The 21,313-nt window shown below is 38.1% G+C and carries 25 protein-coding genes; 20 read left to right on the forward strand and 5 right to left on the reverse strand.

The window, feature by feature from the left end; genetic code table 11:
• Positions 1-11 precede the first annotated feature (11 nt).
• Entirely contained in the window at positions 12-599 is a 588-nt protein-coding gene (locus tag DCE79_RS03230; protein WP_108711685.1) for a CYTH domain-containing protein, read from the reverse strand.
• Positions 600-712: 113 nt separating this feature from the next.
• Between DCE79_RS03230 and DCE79_RS03235 the strand changes: the two genes are divergently transcribed.
• From DCE79_RS03235 to DCE79_RS03260, 6 genes are all read left to right on the forward strand, one after another.
• Positions 713-1,108: a UPF0738 family protein gene (locus DCE79_RS03235; RefSeq protein WP_108711686.1), complete on the forward strand. Its 396-nt coding sequence runs from the start codon at positions 713-715 to the stop codon at positions 1,106-1,108.
• 147 nt (positions 1,109-1,255) lie between these two features.
• Entirely contained in the window at positions 1,256-1,933 is a 678-nt protein-coding gene (locus DCE79_RS03240) for a GTP pyrophosphokinase (protein ID WP_108711687.1), read from the forward strand.
• Positions 1,933-2,727 carry an NAD kinase gene (locus DCE79_RS03245; RefSeq protein WP_108711688.1) on the forward strand — a complete coding sequence of 265 codons (795 nt, stop codon included), beginning with the start codon at positions 1,933-1,935 and terminating at the stop codon, positions 2,725-2,727. The genes DCE79_RS03240 and DCE79_RS03245 overlap by 1 nt, the downstream gene beginning before the upstream one ends.
• 11 nt (positions 2,728-2,738) lie before the next feature.
• Positions 2,739-3,626 (forward strand): RluA family pseudouridine synthase, encoded by an 888-nt coding sequence (locus tag DCE79_RS03250; protein WP_108711689.1) that lies wholly within the window; start codon positions 2,739-2,741, stop codon positions 3,624-3,626.
• 307 nt (positions 3,627-3,933) lie between these two features.
• Positions 3,934-5,310 (forward strand): magnesium transporter, encoded by a 1,377-nt coding sequence (mgtE, locus tag DCE79_RS03255; RefSeq protein WP_108711690.1) that lies wholly within the window; start codon positions 3,934-3,936, stop codon positions 5,308-5,310.
• 49 nt (positions 5,311-5,359) lie between these two features.
• The gene (locus tag DCE79_RS03260) at positions 5,360-5,683 is read left to right on the forward strand and encodes a 4-diphosphocytidyl-2C-methyl-D-erythritol kinase (RefSeq protein ID WP_108711691.1); all 324 of its coding nucleotides are present in this window, start codon (positions 5,360-5,362) and stop codon (positions 5,681-5,683) included.
• 101 nt (positions 5,684-5,784) lie between these two features.
• On the opposite strand, the gene DCE79_RS03265 is transcribed toward DCE79_RS03260, so the two are convergent.
• The gene (locus DCE79_RS03265) at positions 5,785-6,303 is read right to left on the reverse strand and encodes a CotY/CotZ family spore coat protein (protein WP_108711692.1); all 519 of its coding nucleotides are present in this window, start codon (positions 6,301-6,303) and stop codon (positions 5,785-5,787) included.
• Positions 6,304-6,491: 188 nt separating this feature from the next.
• Here DCE79_RS03265 and DCE79_RS03270 point away from each other — a divergent pair, with 188 nt between their 5' ends.
• From DCE79_RS03270 to DCE79_RS03295, 6 genes are all read left to right on the forward strand, one after another.
• Entirely contained in the window at positions 6,492-6,872 is a 381-nt protein-coding gene (locus tag DCE79_RS03270) for a YhcN/YlaJ family sporulation lipoprotein (protein WP_234417325.1), read from the forward strand.
• Between the two features lies 1 nt (position 6,873).
• Positions 6,874-7,329 (forward strand): stage V sporulation protein AC, encoded by a 456-nt coding sequence (gene spoVAC / locus DCE79_RS03275; RefSeq protein WP_108711694.1) that lies wholly within the window; start codon positions 6,874-6,876, stop codon positions 7,327-7,329.
• The gene (locus tag DCE79_RS03280) at positions 7,323-8,318 is read left to right on the forward strand and encodes a stage V sporulation protein AD (RefSeq protein WP_108711695.1); all 996 of its coding nucleotides are present in this window, start codon (positions 7,323-7,325) and stop codon (positions 8,316-8,318) included. Before spoVAC ends, DCE79_RS03280 begins: the two co-directional genes overlap by 7 nt.
• Positions 8,319-8,323: 5 nt before the next feature.
• Positions 8,324-8,689, forward strand: a complete 366-nt coding sequence (spoVAE, locus tag DCE79_RS03285; protein ID WP_108711696.1) for a stage V sporulation protein AE — start codon at positions 8,324-8,326, stop codon at positions 8,687-8,689.
• Positions 8,690-8,753: 64 nt separating this feature from the next.
• The gene (locus DCE79_RS18935; RefSeq protein ID WP_168214723.1) at positions 8,754-8,918 is read left to right on the forward strand and encodes a YjcZ family sporulation protein; all 165 of its coding nucleotides are present in this window, start codon (positions 8,754-8,756) and stop codon (positions 8,916-8,918) included.
• Positions 8,919-8,932: 14 nt separating this feature from the next.
• The gene (locus DCE79_RS03295) at positions 8,933-9,181 is read left to right on the forward strand and encodes a stage VI sporulation protein F (protein WP_108711697.1); all 249 of its coding nucleotides are present in this window, start codon (positions 8,933-8,935) and stop codon (positions 9,179-9,181) included.
• 2,619 nt (positions 9,182-11,800) lie between these two features.
• On the opposite strand, the gene DCE79_RS03300 is transcribed toward DCE79_RS03295, so the two are convergent.
• The 3 genes from DCE79_RS03300 to DCE79_RS03310 all read right to left on the reverse strand — a co-directional run bounded on the left by DCE79_RS03300 (position 11,801) and on the right by DCE79_RS03310 (position 13,552).
• Entirely contained in the window at positions 11,801-12,229 is a 429-nt protein-coding gene (locus DCE79_RS03300; protein ID WP_108711698.1) for a GNAT family N-acetyltransferase, read from the reverse strand.
• A gap of 3 nt (positions 12,230-12,232) precedes the next feature.
• Positions 12,233-12,748: a YjcG family protein gene (locus tag DCE79_RS03305; protein ID WP_108711699.1), complete on the reverse strand. Its 516-nt coding sequence runs from the start codon at positions 12,746-12,748 to the stop codon at positions 12,233-12,235.
• Between the two features lie 84 nt (positions 12,749-12,832).
• Positions 12,833-13,552: an alpha/beta hydrolase gene (locus DCE79_RS03310; RefSeq protein WP_108711700.1), complete on the reverse strand. Its 720-nt coding sequence runs from the start codon at positions 13,550-13,552 to the stop codon at positions 12,833-12,835.
• 118 nt (positions 13,553-13,670) lie between these two features.
• Between DCE79_RS03310 and DCE79_RS03315 the strand changes: the two genes are divergently transcribed.
• The 8 genes from DCE79_RS03315 (at position 13,671) to srtB (ending at position 21,310) form a co-directional block, all read left to right on the forward strand.
• Positions 13,671-14,252, forward strand: a complete 582-nt coding sequence (locus tag DCE79_RS03315; RefSeq protein ID WP_108711701.1) for a phosphatidylglycerophosphatase A family protein — start codon at positions 13,671-13,673, stop codon at positions 14,250-14,252.
• A 14-nt stretch (positions 14,253-14,266) separates the two neighbouring features.
• Positions 14,267-14,908: a thermonuclease family protein gene (locus DCE79_RS03320; protein WP_108711702.1), complete on the forward strand. Its 642-nt coding sequence runs from the start codon at positions 14,267-14,269 to the stop codon at positions 14,906-14,908.
• A gap of 244 nt (positions 14,909-15,152) precedes the next feature.
• Complete coding sequence (locus tag DCE79_RS03325; RefSeq protein ID WP_108711703.1) at positions 15,153-15,959, forward strand: NEAT domain-containing protein; 807 nt, start codon at positions 15,153-15,155, stop codon at positions 15,957-15,959.
• Between the two features lie 17 nt (positions 15,960-15,976).
• Positions 15,977-17,755, forward strand: coding sequence for an S-layer homology domain-containing protein (locus DCE79_RS03330; RefSeq protein ID WP_108711704.1), 1,779 nt, complete (start codon positions 15,977-15,979; stop codon positions 17,753-17,755).
• A gap of 156 nt (positions 17,756-17,911) precedes the next feature.
• The gene (gene isdE / locus DCE79_RS03335) at positions 17,912-18,814 is read left to right on the forward strand and encodes a heme ABC transporter substrate-binding protein IsdE (RefSeq protein ID WP_108711705.1); all 903 of its coding nucleotides are present in this window, start codon (positions 17,912-17,914) and stop codon (positions 18,812-18,814) included.
• Between the two features lie 72 nt (positions 18,815-18,886).
• The gene (locus DCE79_RS03340) at positions 18,887-19,840 is read left to right on the forward strand and encodes a FecCD family ABC transporter permease (RefSeq protein WP_108714413.1); all 954 of its coding nucleotides are present in this window, start codon (positions 18,887-18,889) and stop codon (positions 19,838-19,840) included.
• Positions 19,841-19,848: 8 nt separating this feature from the next.
• The gene (locus tag DCE79_RS03345) at positions 19,849-20,619 is read left to right on the forward strand and encodes an ABC transporter ATP-binding protein (protein ID WP_108711706.1); all 771 of its coding nucleotides are present in this window, start codon (positions 19,849-19,851) and stop codon (positions 20,617-20,619) included.
• A 1-nt stretch (position 20,620) separates the two neighbouring features.
• Positions 20,621-21,310: a class B sortase gene (gene srtB / locus DCE79_RS03350; protein ID WP_108711707.1), complete on the forward strand. Its 690-nt coding sequence runs from the start codon at positions 20,621-20,623 to the stop codon at positions 21,308-21,310.
• The last annotated feature ends 3 nt before the right edge of the window (positions 21,311-21,313 follow it).

A 21,313-nucleotide genomic window follows, 5' to 3' on the forward strand; every position in this document is an offset into this window, starting at 1 on the left:
CATGAAAGCACCTAGCCTTTCTGGTTTTTTAAGGCCGTTATGAAGCGCACAACTTTTTTTGGTGCTGCTTTCGGCTCAATATTATGCTGGTTTAAAAATTGTAAGAAAACATTTTTTCCAAATGTTTCATCATTTGTTTCATATTCTACCTCATAATCGTCACACTGCAAATAAAAAGAATGATCAAAAACAAGTAACCCCCCTTGAAAAGGGATTTCTACACGGTCTGTTGTCAATGTTCCGTAACAATGTAACGCATCAAGTGGGACTGCATAATGTTCTAGTCTTGCTTTTACAGAGGGCGACATTACTTCACCGCCGTTAAGCATGGCTTTTGCTTGTTCTTTTGAAATCAAATCAGTCGTTTCTAAATGCTGGTGCTCGGCCGTTTTTTCTTTTAATGTACATTGGATCGAATCACGTAACTCACGAATGCGTAAAGCGCTCGCTAGTTTTTGTAAATGATTTTGGGGTGTATCAAAATAATGGTTCGTTTGACGATGAATTTGAGCAGCATCGATTGAAAAAACTTGTAGTAAATGCTCATATTGCTCTTTTGTTAATAAATTTTTAAATTCAATTTCAATTTCTTGACTCAACTTAATCACCCTTACTATTTTTTGTTGTATCATTTCCATAAAACCATTCTGCATCCAAAGCTTTCATATGGTAAAATGTGAAGAGAATGTTTTTAAAAAAGGAGTTCTATTCAGTGCGAAATGTCTATACAGTTGATCAGTTTGAGATCATACATAATGCAGTACATTTTATTTTAAATGAAAAGAAACAACTTAGCCAATTACAGTCAACAGGTCAAGTTATTGTTGACTCGGATAATGAAGGGTTTCTTTATATCATAGAAGAGAATAATGCGTATAGTTACGTAAGTTTCACGAAACAAAATTGGTCACAGTTGCAACAGATGATTTTATCAAAACAACAACCATTTTTACGACTAGAAGATGGTCAATTTGAATTAACTAATTTTGCAGAAGAATTAACAACGCTTTTATTTAACATCGAGGGAAATGGGAATTACGGGGATTCCTTCGTTCAGGGTGTAGAAGAGGCATTTGCTGATTTTTTTGCAGTGAATGAAGTAAAATAGATGAGAGTATAAAATGTACGTCGATAAAATAATCGAGTATTTTATCGTTTTTGGAAAGATATTGTTCTTTTATTTTAAATAGTAAGATATGTCTTTCTAAGAAATAGCAGGGGAACACCTACTATTTCATGTTGGGAGGTTTTGTAGATGGGACAATGGGAAATCTTTTTAAGTCCATATAAACAAGCAGTGGACGAATTAAAAATTAAATTAAAGGGTATGCGTTCACAATTTGGAATAATGAGTGCCAACTCGCCAATTGAATTTGTAACAGGACGGGTAAAACCGTTGGCGAGCATTTACGATAAATCGCTTGCTAAAGAAATTCCGTTTGAACCTACTACTCATTTAGGCAATGAACTACAAGATATTGCAGGTGTACGTATTATGTGTCAGTTCGTTGATGATATTGCGACGGTTTCTGAACTAATTCGTCAACGAGATGATATGAAAGTCATTGAAGAAAAAGATTATATTACACATAGTAAACCGAGTGGCTATCGTTCACACCATATGATTATTGAATATCCAGTAGAAACGATTCAAGGACGTATAGTGATTGTGGGAGAAATTCAAATTCGCACATTAGCGATGAATTTCTGGGCATCGATTGAACACTCGCTTAATTATAAATATAAAGGGATTTTCCCTGAAGAAATTAAAAATCGCTTACAAAGTGCAGCAGAAGCAGCGTTCCGATTAGATGAAGAAATGTCATTAATTCGTAGTGAAATTCAAGATGCACAAGCATACTTCAGTGAAATAAAAGAAGCACCAAATCCGGCTATCCATAAGTCAACTGACAAAAAGGAGCGTGAAAGGTAATGAAGTTTTCAATTCAATCACGCAGAGATGACCAATCAAATGAGCTAATGGGCCTTGCAAAATCGTATTTAATTGATTTTGGTTTACAATACGATGAAGAAGACCCTGAAATTGTTTTATCAATCGGTGGTGATGGTACACTTTTACATGCGTTTCACCGCCATTCGCATCGTTTAGACAAAGTAGCATTCGTTGGGATTCATACAGGGCATTTAGGATTTTATGCAGATTGGAAACCTTCTGAACTTGAAAAATTAGTATTATCGATTGCCAAAAAGGAATTCAATGTTGTAGAGTACCCGCTTTTAGAAATCCAGGTTCATCGTCATCAGTCGCAATCAAGCACGTATTTAGCGCTAAATGAGACAACGATTAAATCACCAGATGTGACACTCGTTATGGATGTTGAATTAAATGGAGAACATTTTGAACGATTCCGTGGAGATGGTTTATGTATTTCCACACCATCGGGAAGTACGGCTTACAATAAAGCGCTAGGCGGCGCGATTATTCATCCGACATTACAAGCCTTGCAAATTACCGAAATGGCATCGATTAATAACCGTGTATTCCGTACAGTTGGTTCGTCACTTGTATTACCAGCACATCATAACTGTGTATTAAAGCCAGTAAATGAGCAGCAATTTAACATGACGGTGGACCATTTAAGCATGACGGAAACCGATGTGAAGTCAATGACATTTAATGTAGCAAATGAAAAGGTACGATTTGCACGTTTTAGACCATTTCCATTTTGGGAGCGTGTACACGATTCATTTATTTCTAATGAATAGAATGAGGAATTATGGATAAACGATATCAATTACAATTTACTGTTGAAATAGAGGGACAATTCCTGCGAGAAGCGATTGCAGCGTGGGGAATATCAAAACGAGCATTAACCGCAATCAAATTCGATGGTGGTGCACTTTTAGTAAATGGTAAGGAACAAAATGTTCGTCATAAGCTTCAAATAGGCGATGTTGTGACGATTTTATTTCCTTTAGAAGAAGTGAGTGAAGGACTGATTGCACAAAATGCGCCACTTTCGATTGTGTATGAGGATGAGGCGGTATTAGTGCTTGATAAGCCAGCGTATATGAGTACAATTCCATCACGTGAGCATCCATCAGGGAGTGTGGCCAATTTTTTACGGGGTTATTTCGAGCAACAACAACTTGCTTCTACTGTGCATATTGTGACACGCTTAGATCGTGATACGTCAGGTCTTATGTTAATTGCAAAGCATCGTCATATTCACCATTTAATGAGCCAACAACAAAAAGAGGGCATGGTACATCGAGAATATGAAGCGCTTGTAGAAGGGTTGCTTGTAGAAGATCAACAATCGATTATTGCCCCAATTGGTCGCAAAGACACGAGTATTATTGAGCGAGAAGTACGTGCGGATGGTCAGTTTGCACATACCGATGTGTTCGTTTTGACACGAGGTGAAACGATTTCACATATACGCCTGAAATTACACACAGGAAGAACACATCAAATTCGTGTTCATATGGCATCAATCGGACATCCGTTAGTAGGGGACGAATTGTATGGGGGAAGTAGAATGTTATTAGATCGACAAGCATTGCATTGTCGATATATTCACTTCAAGCATCCATTAACGGGAAAAATGATGGACTTTGAAAGTCTGTTACCCGAACAATTTATTAAAATACTGACTAAGTAAGAGATGCCTGTTATTATAGGCATCTCTTTCTGATTTTATCCTCATTAACCGGCAGTAAGACTCCATCTCAAGGCTTAGGGAAATTGAAAAGAGTAGGCGTGGATTCCACTAATTGAAGGTTCACATTATGCGAATCATGACTTTTTTATTGAAATTAGGGAAATAAAATTACATAATGATGAATCTACTAAGTCATTATTTTTACGTTAATTTCCTATGATAAGTTTTGGATAGTCTACTTGACTTTATGATAATTTCAAGACTAAAATAATGCGTTATTAGCAAAAGTTGAAAGGAGGGGACCAGCGTGATAGAAGAAAAAGATTCAACTAATGAAGTGCAATATGATGAAGATTTTTTACGAATGCTACTCGATGAAGAAAACATTGAATCATTCCGTGAACATTTTTTAGTACTGCATCCTTATGATCAGGCACAGTTTTATGAAGAGGTGGGCCCTGATATACGAAAAATCATCTATCATTACTTGTCTCCTCAAGAAATGTCGATGATTTTCGAGGTAATCGAGCTCGAGGACGATGAATACGAAAGCTATTTAAATGAGATGGATACGTCTTACGGTGCAGCAATGCTGAGCTTCATGTATACCGATGATGCCGTTGATATTTTAAATGAATTAGATAATGAACAACGTGAAAATTATTTAGATATGATGGATGACGAAACTGTCGAAGAAATTAATGAGTTACTTGGCTACGAAGAATATACTGCCGGGGCCATTATGACGACGGAGTTTGTATCTGTTTTTGAAAATTCGAATGTACGTGAAGCAATGCGTACACTTCGCAAGGAAGCACCGACTGCAGAAACAATTTACTACATTTTCGTAGTCAATGAAAAACACCGTCTAAAAGGCGTGATTTCATTGCGTGATTTAATTATTGCAGAAGGAGATATGCTCATTCGTGATGTGATGAGTGAGCGTGTCGTTTCCGTAAAAGTAACGGATGACCAAGAAAATGTCGCGAATATTATGAAGGACTATAACTTTTTAGCGATTCCCGTTATTAATGAAGAGCGCGAATTACAAGGGATTATTACCGTCGATGATATTATCGACGTTATCGATGAAGAGGCAGAGGACGACTACTCGAAATTAGCTGGTATCATCGATATGGATGACAATGATTCAGGTCCGATTAAAGCGGCAGCCAAACGTTTACCATGGCTAATTATTTTACTGTTTTTAGGAATGATTACATCAGGATTAATGGGTATTTTTGAAGCAACCCTCGACAAAGTTGCGTTACTTGCAACGTTTATTCCACTTATTTCAGGGACATCTGGTAATAGTGGTACGCAGGCGTTAGCCGTGGCAATTCGCGGTATTGCAACAGGGGACATCGGAGGAAAAGATAAATTAAAACTGGTCATTCGCGAGTTGAGTACAGGACTTATTATGGGACTTGTCAGTGGCGCGATTGTCGTTGGAATAATTTTCGTCTGGAAAGGTACATTAGTTATTGGATTACTTGTAGGCGCGGCAATATGTTGTTCGATTATTGTGGCAACATTAGCGGGCTCATTTATTCCAATTTTAATGAACAAAGTCGGTGTTGACCCTGCAGTTGCATCGGGTCCATTTATCACAACATTAAATGACGTAACGAGTATTATCATTTACTTAGGACTTGCTTCTACATTCATTACGAAAATTATGTAAGTAACTTGTTTGGGTGTTCGTGCATATCGTATGAAAAAGGATGTGCAAAATGGAAATTCATCCGCTGCTGTATATTGTTTCACCTAGCTATTTTGAAGCAGATAAAAGCCTAACTCAAAGTCAATTGGAGGAAAGTACATCAATTTATGAAAGACAGCCTCCTGAAACGATTCGTAATACGTTAATCGCACGTCAGCTTCACTATTTTTCAAAGCCATTGAAAGAACCGAGAATGCTACTGTTTGTGTTAGCATCAGGTGAAAAAGTTTGGGCTTCAATTGATCAAATTGACGGTTGTGAAGTGAAATTAAATAGCTATGACACGAAACGAATCATTCATGCAAATGATATTCAAGCAATTTATTCGAGTTAACTAGAAATGGGAAGCCTACATGACGAGGCTTCCCATTTTTTAGTCGATAAGTAAGAAAAACATGTTGCACTATTTGGTACAACATGTATCTTTCTAGTGAATTAGTTACAAATGCCAAGGTCTACGTCGTCAATACATTGAACAGCGCAGAAGCAATCTAAGTCTACTGTTACACAGCTTTCTGAAGTAGCGAATTGTGTTACTTTACAAACTTCGCGTAACGAAATTTTTGTACCATCATCGTTTAATAAATCTACTGGATCCTCATTCTCATCTAATGGCACGAGTACTCGTAATGTTGCACAGCAGCCATCAAATACATCCTCAACCCGGAAATAGATTGATACACAAGGTTCACAGTCACCGTCGCTTGTACTAAATTGTGCGAAGAATGGAGAGCCATCCTTTGTTAATAATGTAAATACGCGTGTATCCACAGAAGAACGTGCAGGGTTTACAATTCCTCCAAGTGGCTCTAAGAAACAGTTTGTCGTACAATTCGAACATTCATCCTGAACAGCCGCATTTTGAATTTCTAAGATTGCACGTACGACTTCACATACACAGCCACGATTAGAAGTTTGACCGCCTACTTCATTATCTCCTCTTCCACATCCCATGAAATTCACCTCCAATCTCCTTAAACTCTCTCTACAATATGCCTACGTTACCGCATGAATCGGGCGAATGAAACGGGTAGGGTAACTTCTCTTTTTATTCGTGAATACTTTGGAAATCGAAGGGCTATACTTTGAGAAAACTTGAGTAAGGAGGGGTCTCCATTTTTATAAAAAAAAGCATCTGGCTATTGGGTGTTGTACTTTTATTAGTCGGTTGTAATGACCAGGAAAAAGTCGTCATGTATCCAGAGACCAATGATGAACAAATGTCTAAAGAAATTCAGAAATTGTTAGAGGAGGCCAAAGAGATTGAAGAGGCAAATGTCGTGTTTATGCAAAATGAGTTATTTGTGGCGATGCAGTTAAAACCTTTCGACAAATGGAAAAAGCAAAAGTACGAAAAGGATTGGAAGAAAAAGCTAGAAAAAAAATTCCCAGATGAAACGGTCCATGTGTCAACCGATTTTAAATTATTTTGGGAGTCAACAAAGTTAATGGATGAGAAAAATCATGAAAAAGTATTGGAAAAAATACAGAAACTAAAGAAGCTTGCCAAGGAGGAAACATAAGATGAAAGAAGCGCAATATAACAAGCTGAAAGAGCAATTGACACCGCCAACACCATACGGATTGAATGTATTAAAAGCATTTGTTGTAGGCGGAATTATTTGCTGTGTTGGACAAGCCATTTCATTTTTTTTCATGATCTTTTTTGATTTTACAGAGCAAACTGTAGGAAATCCGACAGTAGCGACAATGGTGTTCATCGCGATGCTTTTGACGGGGTTTGGCTATTATCGTAAACTTGGACAGTTTGCGGGAGCAGGAAGCGCGGTGCCAGTTACTGGCTTCGGAAACGCCGTTATCTCAGCTGCCATCGAATATAAATCAGAAGGCTTTGTACTAGGGGTTGGCGGTAATATGTTTAAACTTGCCGGCTCAGTCATTTTATTTGGAGTTGTTTCAGCATTTTTCGTCGCGTTAATTAAACTAATTTTAGTATCGGTAGGTGTCGCTTCTTGGTAATTGTATTTCAATCAAAGCCTTCGTTATTAGCGGCAGCTACGGTTGTAGGACCACTAGAAAAACGTAGTGTCTTTCATTCGTATTTCGATAAAGTGCTCGATGATGAACGATTGCATCAAACGACAAATGAGCAAGGGAATGCAATGCTCATATCCGAAGCATGCCAAATGATTTTAAAGAAAACCAATCTTAATAATCTAGATATCGATTATTTTTTAGGTGGGGATTTAATTAATCAAATGACGCCGACGAACTTTGCGGCAAAAGAATTAGCGATATCTTTTATTGGAATGTTTTCAGCATGTGCCACTTCCATTTCTTCTATTATTATTGCGGCATTATTAACAGAACTAGGCGCAAGTGAATTTGCCATTGCGGGTGCTTCGAGTCAGCATAATTCGGTTGAACGTCAATTTCGTTATCCCGTCAATTACGGTGGTCAAAAACCAGCAACTGCTCAATGGACGGTAACTGCAGCAGGCTTTGCACTAGTGGGCAAGCATCAAGACAAGGCACCAACTATCGAAGCAGCAACGATTGGGAAAGTGGTTGACTATGGTGCAACCGACCCTTTTCATATGGGAGGTGCGATGGCGCCAGCTGCATTTGCAACTATTCAAGCGCATTTGGAGAAGCGTCAGCAAAAACTACAAGATTATGATGTGATTATGACGGGAGATTTAGGGAAAATTGGTTTGAAACTTTTGATCGCCATGTTTGCACAAAATGGCACATCTAAGGAAGATTTAGCAAGGTTTCGCGATGCAGGAGCAGAATATTTTGGCGAAGACTCAGCATTTCAAGCAGGGGCAAGTGGGGCAGGTTGTTCGGCCTCGGTCTATTGTAGCTATATGCTTGAACAATTTAAAACGGGTCGTTATAAAAAGGCGTTACTTGTTGCAACGGGTGCCCTACTTTCACCGCTTTCTTTTCAACAAGGGCAAACCATACCTTGTACCGCTCATGCAATTGAAATAGGAATGAGGTGAGCACGATGGGATTTACTTTTTTAATTGCCTTTTTAGTTGGAGGAATCATTTGCGTCATTGGTCAATTAATTATGGACTTTGGTAAATTGACACCTGGCCATACCTTATCCATTCTTGTAGTTGCCGGAGCTATTTTAGATGGTTTTGGATTGTATGAACCTTTAATTGATTTTGCCGGTGCTGGTGCGACCATTCCAATTACTTCATTTGGTAACTCCTTAACGCATGGTGCAATGGCAGAAGCAGAGAAACACGGATGGATCGGCGTATTAACGGGAATGTTTGAAGTAACTAGTTCTGGGATTAGCGCGGCTATTCTATTTGGCTTTATTGCAGCGCTATTATTTAAACCGAAAGGAAAAGTGGATTAGACCAATACCCCCCTTTTGTTTGTGGTGTGTGCATACACTACAAAATAGAAAGGAGGGATTTTTTATGTCTGGATACGGCTGGCAGCAAGGAAACAACTATGAATCTCCAGCTTATAGCTATTGCAATAACAATACCGGGGGCAATTACGGGAACAATAACGGTAGTACATTCGTACTGATTGTTGTATTGTTCATTTTATTAATCATTGTTGGTAGTGTATTTATTTAAAGGAGGCTTTTAACGTGGATGGGTCTTTTTTTAAGAGAGTTGAGAAGAAAACAGGTGTAGATTTTGATGAAATCATGACACTTGCTAATGCATTATCTTACGCAAATTTTTCGGATGAAAAACAAGTTCGAAAAATTGTGAAAAAGGTAAGTCGCATTGCGAACAAACCGATTTCAAAAGAACTGGAAGATAACATCGTGAAATCTATTTTACAAGACGGGCAATCGCTTGATTTTAGTAAAATTGAGAAGATGTTGAAGTAGTCATATGAGTCGTTTATATCGAGTAAGGGCGGTGCTTGCAATTGCGGGCACCGTTTTTTTATTGAAGCGAATTGGTTAAATAAAGGGATTGTCAGAGCGAGTCGTTTTCTACTATGGGGCTGTTGAAAGTGTATCGGGTTATGGCGTGCTAAGCGCATGAATCGCACAGCTTTGTTGCACAAATCTATACGACTCATCTGTGCGCTTTATACTAGGCACGCCAATCACAGCATAGTCCATTAAATGTCTTTTAAAAAGGTGAGGCGCTGTTGCAAGCAAAGGCGCCGTTCTTGTAATAAAGTGGATCCATTACATTTGATGGAGCAAAGGGGATAATCAGAGCGAGCCGTTTTTAATAAAGAGACTATGTAAGTGTATCCAGTTATGGCGTGCTAAGCGCATGAATCGCACAGCTTTGTTGCACAAATCTATACGACTCATCTGTGCGCTTTATGCTAGGCACGCCAATCACAGCATGGTCCATTAAATGTCTTTTAAAAAAGTAAGGCGCTGTTGCAAGCAAAGGCGCCGTTCTTGTAATAAAGTGGATCCATTACATTTGATGGAGCAAAGGGGATAATCAGAGCGAGCCGTTTTTAATAAAGAGACTATGTAAGTGTATCCAGTTATGGCGTGCTAAGCGCATGAATCGCACAGCTTTGTTGCACAAATCTATACGACTCATCTGTGCGCTTTATGCAAGGCACGCCAATCACAGCATAGTCCAATAAATGTCTTTTAAAAAAGTAAGGGCGCTATTGCAAGCAAAGGCGCCGTTCTTGTAATAAAGTGGATCCATTACATTTGATGGAGCAAAGGGGATAATCAGAGCGAGTCGCTTTTAATAAAGAGACTTTGAAAGTGTAACGATTATGGCGTGCTAAGCGCATGAATCGCACAGCTTTGTTGCACAAATCTATACGACTCATCTGTGCGCTTTATACTAGGCACGCCAATCACAGCAAAGTCCATTAAATGTCTTTTAAAAAAGTAAGGCGCTATTGCAAGCAAAGGCGCCATTCTTAGAATAAAGTGAATCCATTACATTTGATGGAGCAAAGGAGATAATCAGAGCGAGCATTTTTAATAAAGAGACTTTGAAAGTGTAACGATTATGGCGTGCTAAGCGCATGAATCGCACAGCTTTGTTGCACAAATCTATACGACTCATCTGTGCGCTTTATGCAAGGTACGCCAATCACAGCAAAGTCCATTAAATGTCTTTTAAAAAAGTAAGGCGCTATTGCAAGCAAAGGCGCCGTTCTTGTAATAAAGTGGATCCATTACATTTGATAGAGCAAAGGGGATAATCAGAGCGAGTCGCTTTTAATAAAGAGCTATGTAAGTGTATCCAGTTATGGCGTGCTAAGCGCATGAATCGCACAGCTTTGTTGCACAAATCTATACGATTCATCTGTGCGCTTTATGCTAGGCACGCCAATCACAGCATAGTCCAATAAATGTCTTTTAAAAAAGTAAGGCGCTATTGCAAGCAAAGGCGCCATTTGTTTAATAAAGTGAATCCATTAGATTAGGTGGAGCAAAGGGAATAATCAGAGCGAGTCGTTTTTAATAAAGTGACTATGTAAGTGTATCCAGTTATGGCGTGCTAAGCGCATGAATCGCACAGCTTTGTTGCACAAATCTATACGACTCATCTGTGCGCTTTATGCTAGGCACGCCAATCACAGCAAAGTCCATTAAATGTCTTTTAAAAAAGGTGAGGCGCTGTTGCAAGGAAAGGCGCCATTCTTGTAATAAAGTGGATCCATTACATTTGATGAGAAAAAGAGATTATCACGGTTTTGCTTTTAATATAATAGAATGATTAAATCTATATAAAAAACGAATTCTCCATATAAAAAAACCGGCGCCTTGAGTTAGCATAGCGCCTTAACGTATTTAAAAATATTTATAGAGATACACCTTGTATGGGCGGGCCTTACACAAAGCACGAAGAAAAGTCGCATAGATACGTGCAACGGATCTAGGTGACTTTGTGCTTGCCCGCCCAACTGATACACCTGAATACTCTCTTTATTAGAAAAAGAAGCACTCTGACAGTAGCTTTACTAACCTTATATAAGGAATTCTCCATATAAAAAAACCGGCGCCTTGCGTTAGCATAGCGCCTTAACGTATTTAAAAATATTTATAGAGATACACCGTGTATGGGCGGGCCTTACACAAAGCACGAAGAAAAGTCGCATAGATACGTGCAACGGATCTAGGTGACTTTGTGCTTAGCCCGCCCAACTGATACACCTGAATACACTCTTTATTAGAAAAAGAAGTACTCTGACAGTAGCTTTACTAATCTTATATAAGGAATTCTCAATATAAAAAGACCGGCGCCTTGCGTTAGCATAGCGCCTTAACGTATTTAAAAATATTTATAGAGATACACCTTGTATGGGCGGGCCTTACACAAAGCACGAAGAAAAGTCGCATAGATACGTGCAACGGATCTAGGTGGCTTTGTGCTTAGCCCGCTCAACTGATACACCTGAATACTCTCTTTATTAGAAAAAGAAGCACTCTGACAGTAGCTTTATTAGAAATCCCTATAACCATCAAAAAACCCGCTGAGCCAAGGACTCAACGGGTTACATAAATAGATTAGATGTACTTCTCCATTGCACGATGTGGAATACCCGCATCCATGAATTCTGGGGAAGTCACCATATAATTTAACTTCTCATAAAACGGCACGGCATAGAGCTGCGCATTAAGCTTTAATTTTTCAAACTCAATTTCCTTTGCATAGTGCTCAACAGTTTCCATAATGAGCACACCAAGACGCTTGCCACGGAAGCTACTAAGTACGCAAACACGTTCTACCTTACCGATCTTTGGCTCGATTTCACGCAGGCGCGCCGTTGCAATTGTATCTGTACCATCATTAACGATGAAATGAATCGCTGTTTTGTCATGTTCATCTAATTCTAAACTTAAAGGAACACCTTGTTCTTTGACGAAAACCTCTTTACGAAGCGAAAATGCACGCTCGCGATCTTCGTCGGTTGTTACTAATTTAACATCAAACACGTCTTACTCAGCTCCAGTCAATTTGTAGGTTTCATAAGTTGTCCATGAGCCATCTTCTAGTTGGTAAAGTATATGAATACGGTCAATCGTATCTTGCTCATCAACGCCAACCATACGTAATTGACCTAAAATATCATCATGTTCAGAGGCTGACATTTTTTGTGCAATCGTAATATGCGGTACAAACACGTATTTCGGTGCCCCAATATTTAATGTTTGTTGTAGTGTGTTGTATAAATTCTCTAGTTGCTCAGTGGGTTCAACGCGGAAGTAAATGGCGTTTGTCGTTGGATAAAATGAACTGATTCGTGAAGCATGAATTTGTAACGGTGCAGTTTGCGTTGAAATTTCTGATAGCTTTTTAGAAATTTCATCAATCTGTGACGCGTCTGCATCAAATGCATCCTTTAATGTAAGGTGAGGCGTAATTAATGCATAATGCGGGTCATAACGCTTACGATACGTGTTCGCTAAATCTTGTACTTTCTTTGATGGAAATGCAACAATCCCAAATTTCAAATTCATTACCCCCTAAAGAATTAATCAAATTTTATATAAGTATAACAGAAAATTTTGTCAATAAACATTTCAAGCCCTTAGTAATTATCCTAAAATTCCAATTAATGCACGTTTTAAATCAGGCTTCCAGGAAATCCAAGTATGATTCCCGTCGATTTCCTCGTAAAATGTTTCAATCCCTTTTTCAACAAATAAGGCATGCAGTTCTCGGTTCGGTGTTAAGAAATCTTTGATGGAATTGTCTTTTAAAACGACTTCTTTTTCCTGTTGACCGATAATATGATACGTTGAAAGTAAGTCAGTATTTTTGGCTTCACGAACGGCCTGTAATACATGCTCATCTATATACGGAGATTGCAAGGCAGCCTTCCCAAAAATATTTGGATAATGTAGTGTCGTTAAAAGTGAAATCGTTGCAGCCATAGAATCACCAATTAGGGCACGACCTTGACCCATCTGTGAAGTTGAAAATTCCTCATCTAAATAAGGAACAAGCTCATGTGCTAAAAAACGCATGTATGCTTCAAATTGATCACCAGTCGGAATATACTTACGGCGTCGATCCTCGTAATCCTTATAAGGAACACCAACAATAATAACATTTTCAATAATGTAGTCATCAATCAGCTGGTCTGCAAGTCGAGGAATCCCCCCTAATTGGAAGTAATCTCTACCATCCGATGCGATTAAAATGTTATATTCATATAGTGGGGAATAATTTGCTGGAATGTATACAAGCAGCTCCAATTCCTCCTGAAGAGCATTACTATAAAATGTAACGTCTTTTACTGAGCCCTTTTCCAAAGTTGTCACTCCTATCTATCGTTGTACCGAAATTGTATCATAAAGAAAATTAAAGGTGTAATATAGAGAAAGGGTAACAAAAAGCAGGTTGAAATCAAATTAAAGTGAGGATTTATCTATGCATAATAAAAGTATTCGAGTGCACTCTGATGAAGTGACAAAGGCAACACACGACGCTTTAGTTCGTCGTAATGTACAAATTGAAGATATCGCTGAAATCGTTTATACAATGCAATCTCCTTATAATGAAGGATTAACAATTGAGCACTGTATTCAATCGGTAGAGCGTGTACTTAATAAACGTGAAGTGCAGCATGCAGTTTTAGTTGGTATTGAACTGGATGAATTAGCTGAAAAGAAATTATTATCAGCGCCATTACAAGCAATTATCGAATCCGATGAAGGATTGTTTGGTGTTGATGAAACATTAGCGCTAGGTTCCGTATTTACTTACGGAAGTATTGCTGTAACGACATTCGGTCATTTGGACAAACAAAAAATCGGTATCATTAAAAAATTAGATACAAAAGCTGGCGAATCCGTAAATACATTTTTAGATGATCTTGTTGGTAGTATCGCTGCTTGTGCGGCATCTCGTTTAGCTCACCGTATGCGCGATTTAGAAGAAGAAGGCGAAACATTTGCCGATATTCCACCAGTTGTTTTAGGACCTCTACCAAAGCCCAAAACAGAAATTTAGGAAGGATTTAAATAATGAAGTTAAGTGATGTGAAAACGCTCATTACGAGTGGAACAATAATTTTAGCAGTTGCCCTTTATCTGATTTTTAGTGATCCAAAAGAAGAGGCAACACCCGTAACAACAGATACGAATGTATCACTTGAAGAAACAAAAGAATATGTCATTACGCCAGAGTTTGCGATGGACAAAACAGGTAAACAATTAATCGATGTTAACTACTTATCAGCAAATGATGGGGATACAATAAATGTCGAGCTAAAAGGTGAAAAGAAAAAAGTCCGTTTCCTAATGATTGATACACCTGAAATGAATTACGACAAAGGGGATCCAATGCCTTATGCAGAACAAGCTAAAGCATTAACGATTCAAAAGCTAGAAGCGGCAAAGTCTGTTCAAGTATTATTTGATAAAGGTCCAGAAACAGATAAATACGGGCGTTTACTTGCCTACGTCTTTGTAGATGGAGTGAGTCTACCTGAAATTTTATTGAATGAAGGGCTTGCGGCGGTTCGCTATGTGAACGCACCAAATAATACGCTTGAAAATGAACTTTTAGAAGTTCAAGATGTTGCTAAAAATGCGAAATTAAACATTTGGGAACATGAAAATTATTTACAGCGTGATGGATTCCACCCAGAGGAAGTAAGTAAATAAAAAAATATAAAAAAATGGGCATAGCTGATATTAAGTGCAGTTATGTCCATTTAATTATGAAATGTAATTTCCAAGTATTATTTCTGACAAAAATATGGATTTTGAGGTAAAATTACATTTATATTAAAAAAAGAAACATGTTGATATTTGTACAACTTAGAATTTTGTGGCATGCTATAGATTGGTAATGAGAAATGTTCTCTATTAGACAATTTACAATCTGCACGAAAGGGAGGAAATTGGAATGAGAAAGTATCTCATATTAATGTTTGCAGCACTGTTATTTGTTGGATTTAGTTTTCCAATGAATTCAAAGGCTGCTATTGCAGATGGAACATATAGTGTTCAGTATCAGGTGAATAAGCCGGGAAGTAACTCTGCATCGATGGCGAATGATTATTTTTTAAAACCTGCCAAATTAATTGTAAATAATGGTAAGATGACTATGCAGCTTACAATCAAAAAAAGTGGATGGGTTACACAATTTAATCCTCCAGGTGGTGCCAAAGTGATTAGCGCAAACGAAGCCGCAGATCAACGTATGGTACAGTTTTCTATATCGAATGCACACTTAACAACGATTGCCATGAAAATTGATATTGAAGACATCGATTATCATCATGCGTATAGTGTTGACTTTGTATTTAATACAGACGCTTTACCAGAGGCAAAAGCTGAAGAACCAAAGCAACAAACAACTCCAGCACCAGCGCAAACAAAGCCTGCTACAACACCATCGACAAGCGGAAAGACACCGACACAATCGTCAGGAAGTAATACTTCTTCAAATAAACCAGCAACACCCACAGAAAAAGTAACAACGGAATCATCTAATGCACAATCAACACCTGTAACAACAAATGATGATTCGACAAAATCAGAAGAAATTGAGCAATCAACTTCAACTTCAACTGATATAGAGCAAGCTGAAGAATCTGAAGCAGTAGAAAATCCAGAGACGAGCGATGAATTACCAATCATGGCATTACTACTATTAATCGTAGCAACGATTGTATTCATTCGCACCAAAAAAACAAAAACTTATGAATGAATTGGGAGGAATTTTGAATGGCAAAGCAATCTAAAGCAACAAAAGCTGTAATCGCTTCATTATTAGCGACATCAGCAATCGTACCAGCAATGGCAGTATCTGCTGCAGACGCGACTACACCTGCAACAGCAAAAACGATCGACTTCAAATTAGAAGATACTATGGGGGGGATTCTATCAAAATACATTACAAGTCCTGGGGCTTTGGTAGAGTTACAAGGTAAGCAATATATCCAAGTAACATTGCCAGATGCAGTATTATCATTGGTTAAAACGGTTACAGTAAATGGTACATCAATCATTAACGACAAAAAGCAAATTTCTGTACCATTAACAGCAGACTATGCTCCTGTAAAAATTGAATTAGAAACATCCCTTGGTAATATTACAGCGACTGTAACTCCAGACAAATCGTCGATTAAAGGTGGCGAAGAAAAAACTGAGGAAGCTAAACCAGCAGTAGAAGGTAAACCTTTTACACCTGGTAAAAAATTCGAATCTGTTGCAGATGGTACGTATGATGTAACAATTGATGCATATGATCCTGAAAAAAATGTGGGCGGTTATGCAGCAATTACTCCACATTTATCTACAAATGCTAAATTAGTAGTAAAAGAGGGTAAATATAAGTTACAAGTTTCTCCATCAGCGGCTTCAAACGCAATGATTGCAGGTTTTAAAATTAATGATAAAGAATTAACTGCCATTTCAGGTTCTCCAACAGGTGAAGTACAAGTATTTGAAATTGAACTCGATTCAATTAGTGAGTTATATAAAGCAAGCGTTCATGTTGTTGTAAAAGCTGCAAATATGGATAAATGGTATCCATTTGGTATTGCAATCAACACGGCTGATCTAGAATTACCAAAAGCTGGAGTAAAAGAAGAAACTAAACCAGAACCAACTAGCAAAACTATGCCTGTATCTGTTTATAAAGACGGTACAAAAGAAACTTCAATCATGCAAGGCAAATACTTAGCTGATACAGTAACAGTAACTGCTACTGAAGGCGGCTATGATGTAGACGTAACTTTCCCAGAAGGTCAACATTTAAATGACTTTACTGTAGAAGGCGCAACAGTTGCATTAAAATCTGAAGAGGTTGTGGGTGCAAACACAGTAAAAATCTACACAGTTTCTGTAGCCGATTTATCAAAACTTTACACTGCTGCAGCTGACTTAACAGTTAAGCTAAACGGTGAAATCTTATATGAAGAAATTCATGAAGTTCAATTAGAATTTGGCAAAAAAGTAACTGAAAATCCATTCTCAGATATTGATAATGATATTCATAAAGACTATATCTTAAACTTATATGCAAAAGGTATTTTCAAAGCGGATGATAAATTCAATCCAAAAGGCCCATTAAAACGTTACCAATTCGCTTTAATGTTAAATCGTGCATTAAACTTAGAAGTACCAACTTCAACAAAATTCACTGACATCTCTAAATTAGATGCAGAATCTCAAGGCGCAATTAAAGCATTAAATGCTTACGGTATCATCAACGGTACTTCTGCAACAACATTTGGTGCTGGAGATGGTATTAAACGTCAACACGCAGCATTAATGATCTACCGTGTATTAGAGAAAAATGGCTTTAAAGCAACAGGCGCTACTGCTAACTTCACAGACTTACCAAAAGACGCTGAAACAGCAAAAGCAATCTCTGAATTAAATGCATTAGGTATCATGACTGGCTACAACGGTAAAGTTGATCCTAATGGTGTATTAACTCGCTCTCAAATGGCGAAAATCGTTAATAACGCATTAACAGCATTAGCAGACTTAAAATAAGCTAATTGAAAGTGCAGGACTTCCGCGGATAACAGCGGGAGTCGCTGCCTTTTTTCAAGCCAATGTAGACATACTAGATTTGATTAAATTGAAGTAAGCTTCCATGGGAAAGTATGAAATTTTACTTCAGTTTAATGATTAAGGGGGACAAACAACATGAAAAAATGGCTAGCTGGCCTTGCGCTTACGATGGCAGTATTAGCAGGCTGTGGCGACGATCAAGCTGATCAAAATAAGGAAGCAAAAGTCAATGTTGAACAAACAGGACAAGCAACTTCAGTAGAAGAGGATCACCGGATTATTGCGGGGACAGTTGTTATTGCACAAATTTTAGATCGATTGAACTTAGATGCTGTTGCCGTTCCGGATACAGCGAAGGATTTACCTGCACGGTTTGACGGGTTACCAGACATCGGCAATGCAATGGATCCAGATGCAGAAATTATTAAATCATTAAATCCGACAGAAGTATTATCGGTATCGACATTAGAATATGATTTAAAGGATAAATTTGAAAAGTTAAAAATTCCAGTAGATTTTGTTGATTTATCTGGGATTGAGCCAATGATGTCAGAAATAACAGCACTTGGTGAACGTTATAACCGTGTTGAAGAAGCAAAAGCTTTGAATGCGGAACTTCAAGCAGAGATTGATGCAGTAGAAACAACAGCGAGTACGAAGGATAAACCACGTGTCTTAATTTTATTAGGTGTGCCTGGCAGTTATTTAGTAGCGACAGAAAATTCTTATGCGGGTGACTTAGTTCGTTTAGCGGGTGGGGAAAATGTGATGGCGGGTCAAGACGCTGAATATTTACCTTCGAACACGGAATATTTATATGAATCAAATCCAGACATTATTCTGCGTTTAGCACATGGGATGCCTGATGAAGTCATTAAAATGTTCGATGAAGAATTTGTGACGAATGATGTATGGAAACACTTTAATGCCGTAAAAAACGACAAAGTTTATGATTTACAAGAAGAACTATTTGGTACAACAGCAGCACTTAATGTACCACAAGCACTAAATCAGTTAGAAGCAATTTTTTATAAATAAGAAACAAACGAAAAAACAAAATCACTGGAGGGTTTTGTTTTTTCCATTACATAAAGATAAAGGGTGTTTGCTGTGACAAAAAAGATTATCAGCTTTGTAGCAATCGCAATTTTACTGTTTGTAACAATTGTATATGCTTCAACGACAGGTAGTATTAAAATGTCATTTATTGAGTTTATTACAAGTTTGTTTGATGCGAATAATGATAAAATGGCAGCGATTAAGGATTTACGCTTTCCGAGAATCATTGTAGCCATTTTTGCAGGGGCTGCGCTATCGGTAGCGGGCGTATTGTTACAGGCAATTATGCGTAACCCACTTGCAGATGCTGGATTTATCGGGATTTCAGCAGGGGCCGCATTTACAAAATTATTTATCATATCGTTCGTTCCGACAATGTTCTTTTTTTCTCCGATTGCTGCGTTTATCGGGGGGGCCTTTGCCTGTTTCTTAGTATTTTTACTGTCATGGAAATCAGGCTTAAATCCGCTTAAATTAATTTTGGTCGGGATTGCGATTAATGCGATGTTCTCTGGTTTAACAGAGGCCATGATTAATTTTGGTGCTTCTTCGTCAGGTTCGATTACGTCAAATTTAACATTAAAAACATGGGATGATGTTTCGCTTATTGCGACATACGGAACGATTGGTTTAGTACTCGCTTTCGTTTTATATTCATGGTGTAATGTGTTAGTGTTATCAGATAAGACAGCGAAAAGTGTCGGCTTTAATGTAATGTGGGCACGAATTTTGATTGCCATTGTAGCGGTCATGTTAGCGGCATCTTCTGTTGTCGTAGCGGGTGTGATTTCATTCGTTGGTATTTTGGTACCACATATCGCACGTCGCTTAGTTGGTTATGATCATAAGGTGTTAATTCCGTTTACAGCACTATTAGGGGCCTTGCTTATTTTATTAGCAGACACATTAGGTCGTACAATGTTTAGCCCAATGGAAATTCCTGCGTCTACGATTATGGCAATTATCGGTGGACCATTCTTAATATTTTTACTTAGAAAAGAGTGACAAGCATAATGGAAATTAAACAAGTAGTTGTTTCACATGATGGCAAGACGCTCCATTTAAATGGAGTGTCGACGCAAATTCCAAATGGAAAAGTTACGACAATCATTGGACCAAATGGCTGTGGGAAATCGACATTATTAAGTGTTATGTCACGCAATAACAAGCCACTTGAAGGACAGGCGACGCTAGAAAATCGCGATTTAGTGGACTACAAACCGAAGGAATTTGCGAAGAAGTTTGCAATCGTCTATCAGCAAAATGATATTCCGACTGATTTGACCGTAGAAAAATTAGTTATGTATGGACGCATGCCACATACGTCAATGTTCAAAAAAAGCTCACCTGAAGATAAGGAAGCTGTGACTTGGGCATTAACGTGCACGAATCTACTCGGTAAACGACATAATGATTTGTCAGCATTATCTGGTGGGGAACGTCAGCGTGTTTGGATTGCGATGGCACTTGCACAAAAGACGGATATACTTTGCCTAGACGAACCAACGACCTATTTAGACATTTACTATCAATTAGAATTACTAGAGCTTGTGAAGCGGTTGAATGTAGATCACGGTTTAACGATTGTCATGGTATTACATGATATTAACCAAGCAATCCGCTATAGCGACCATATACTTTTAATGAAAGCTGGCCAAATTATCGCTGAAGGTGCACCACGAGCAGTCATTACAAAAGACGTGATTAAAGAAGTGTACGGCGTGAATTCAGTATTCCATGAAGATGATGAGCTAGGCCTTTACATGATGCCACTAGGAATTTAACATGCGAAAATGGATCCGATTCGCAAGCGTCGTTGTCATGGTCATATGCACAGGTGTGCTCATCAATTATTTTTATAGCTATATAAAAGTAGAAAAAGAGCTTGAATCAGCGCAGCAAATTGTCGAAACGAGTAAGCTTGAAACATTACAACAGCAAAATAAAAAGATTATCGGCTGGTTATCTTTAGAAGACAGTCGATTAAATAATCCAGTATTACAAACGGATAATAATGAATTTTATTTAAAGCATAATTATTTAAACCAAAGTAGTCGTGGCGGTAGTATATTTGTAGATTATCGAAACGATGCGTTGTATGACCGCCATACGATTTTTTATGGGCATGTTTTACGCAACGGCTCGATGTTTGGCGAGCTTGCAAAGTTTTCAGACCAACAATATGCCACGGAGCATCCAGTTTTTATTTATGAAACGAATGATAAAACGTATACGTTAGAAGTATTTGCTGCTTATGAAACGACGACGGATTTTTATTATTTAGAAACTGATTTTACCGATGATACTTTCGGCCAATTTTTAACAACAATCCAAAGCCAATCGGTCATTGAGATGCCAGTAGAAGTAAGTGAGCAAGATCAAATTGTTACATTTTCAACTTGTACGACATCTGCAGACGATATCGAGCGCTTTGTTGTTCATGCAAAAGTTATCCCACAAGAGCCCACTGAGTGAAGG

Origin of the sequence: Lysinibacillus sp. 2017 (assembly GCF_003073375.1) — a bacterium.
In the GTDB taxonomy this organism is placed as follows: domain Bacteria; phylum Bacillota; class Bacilli; order Bacillales_A; family Planococcaceae; genus Solibacillus.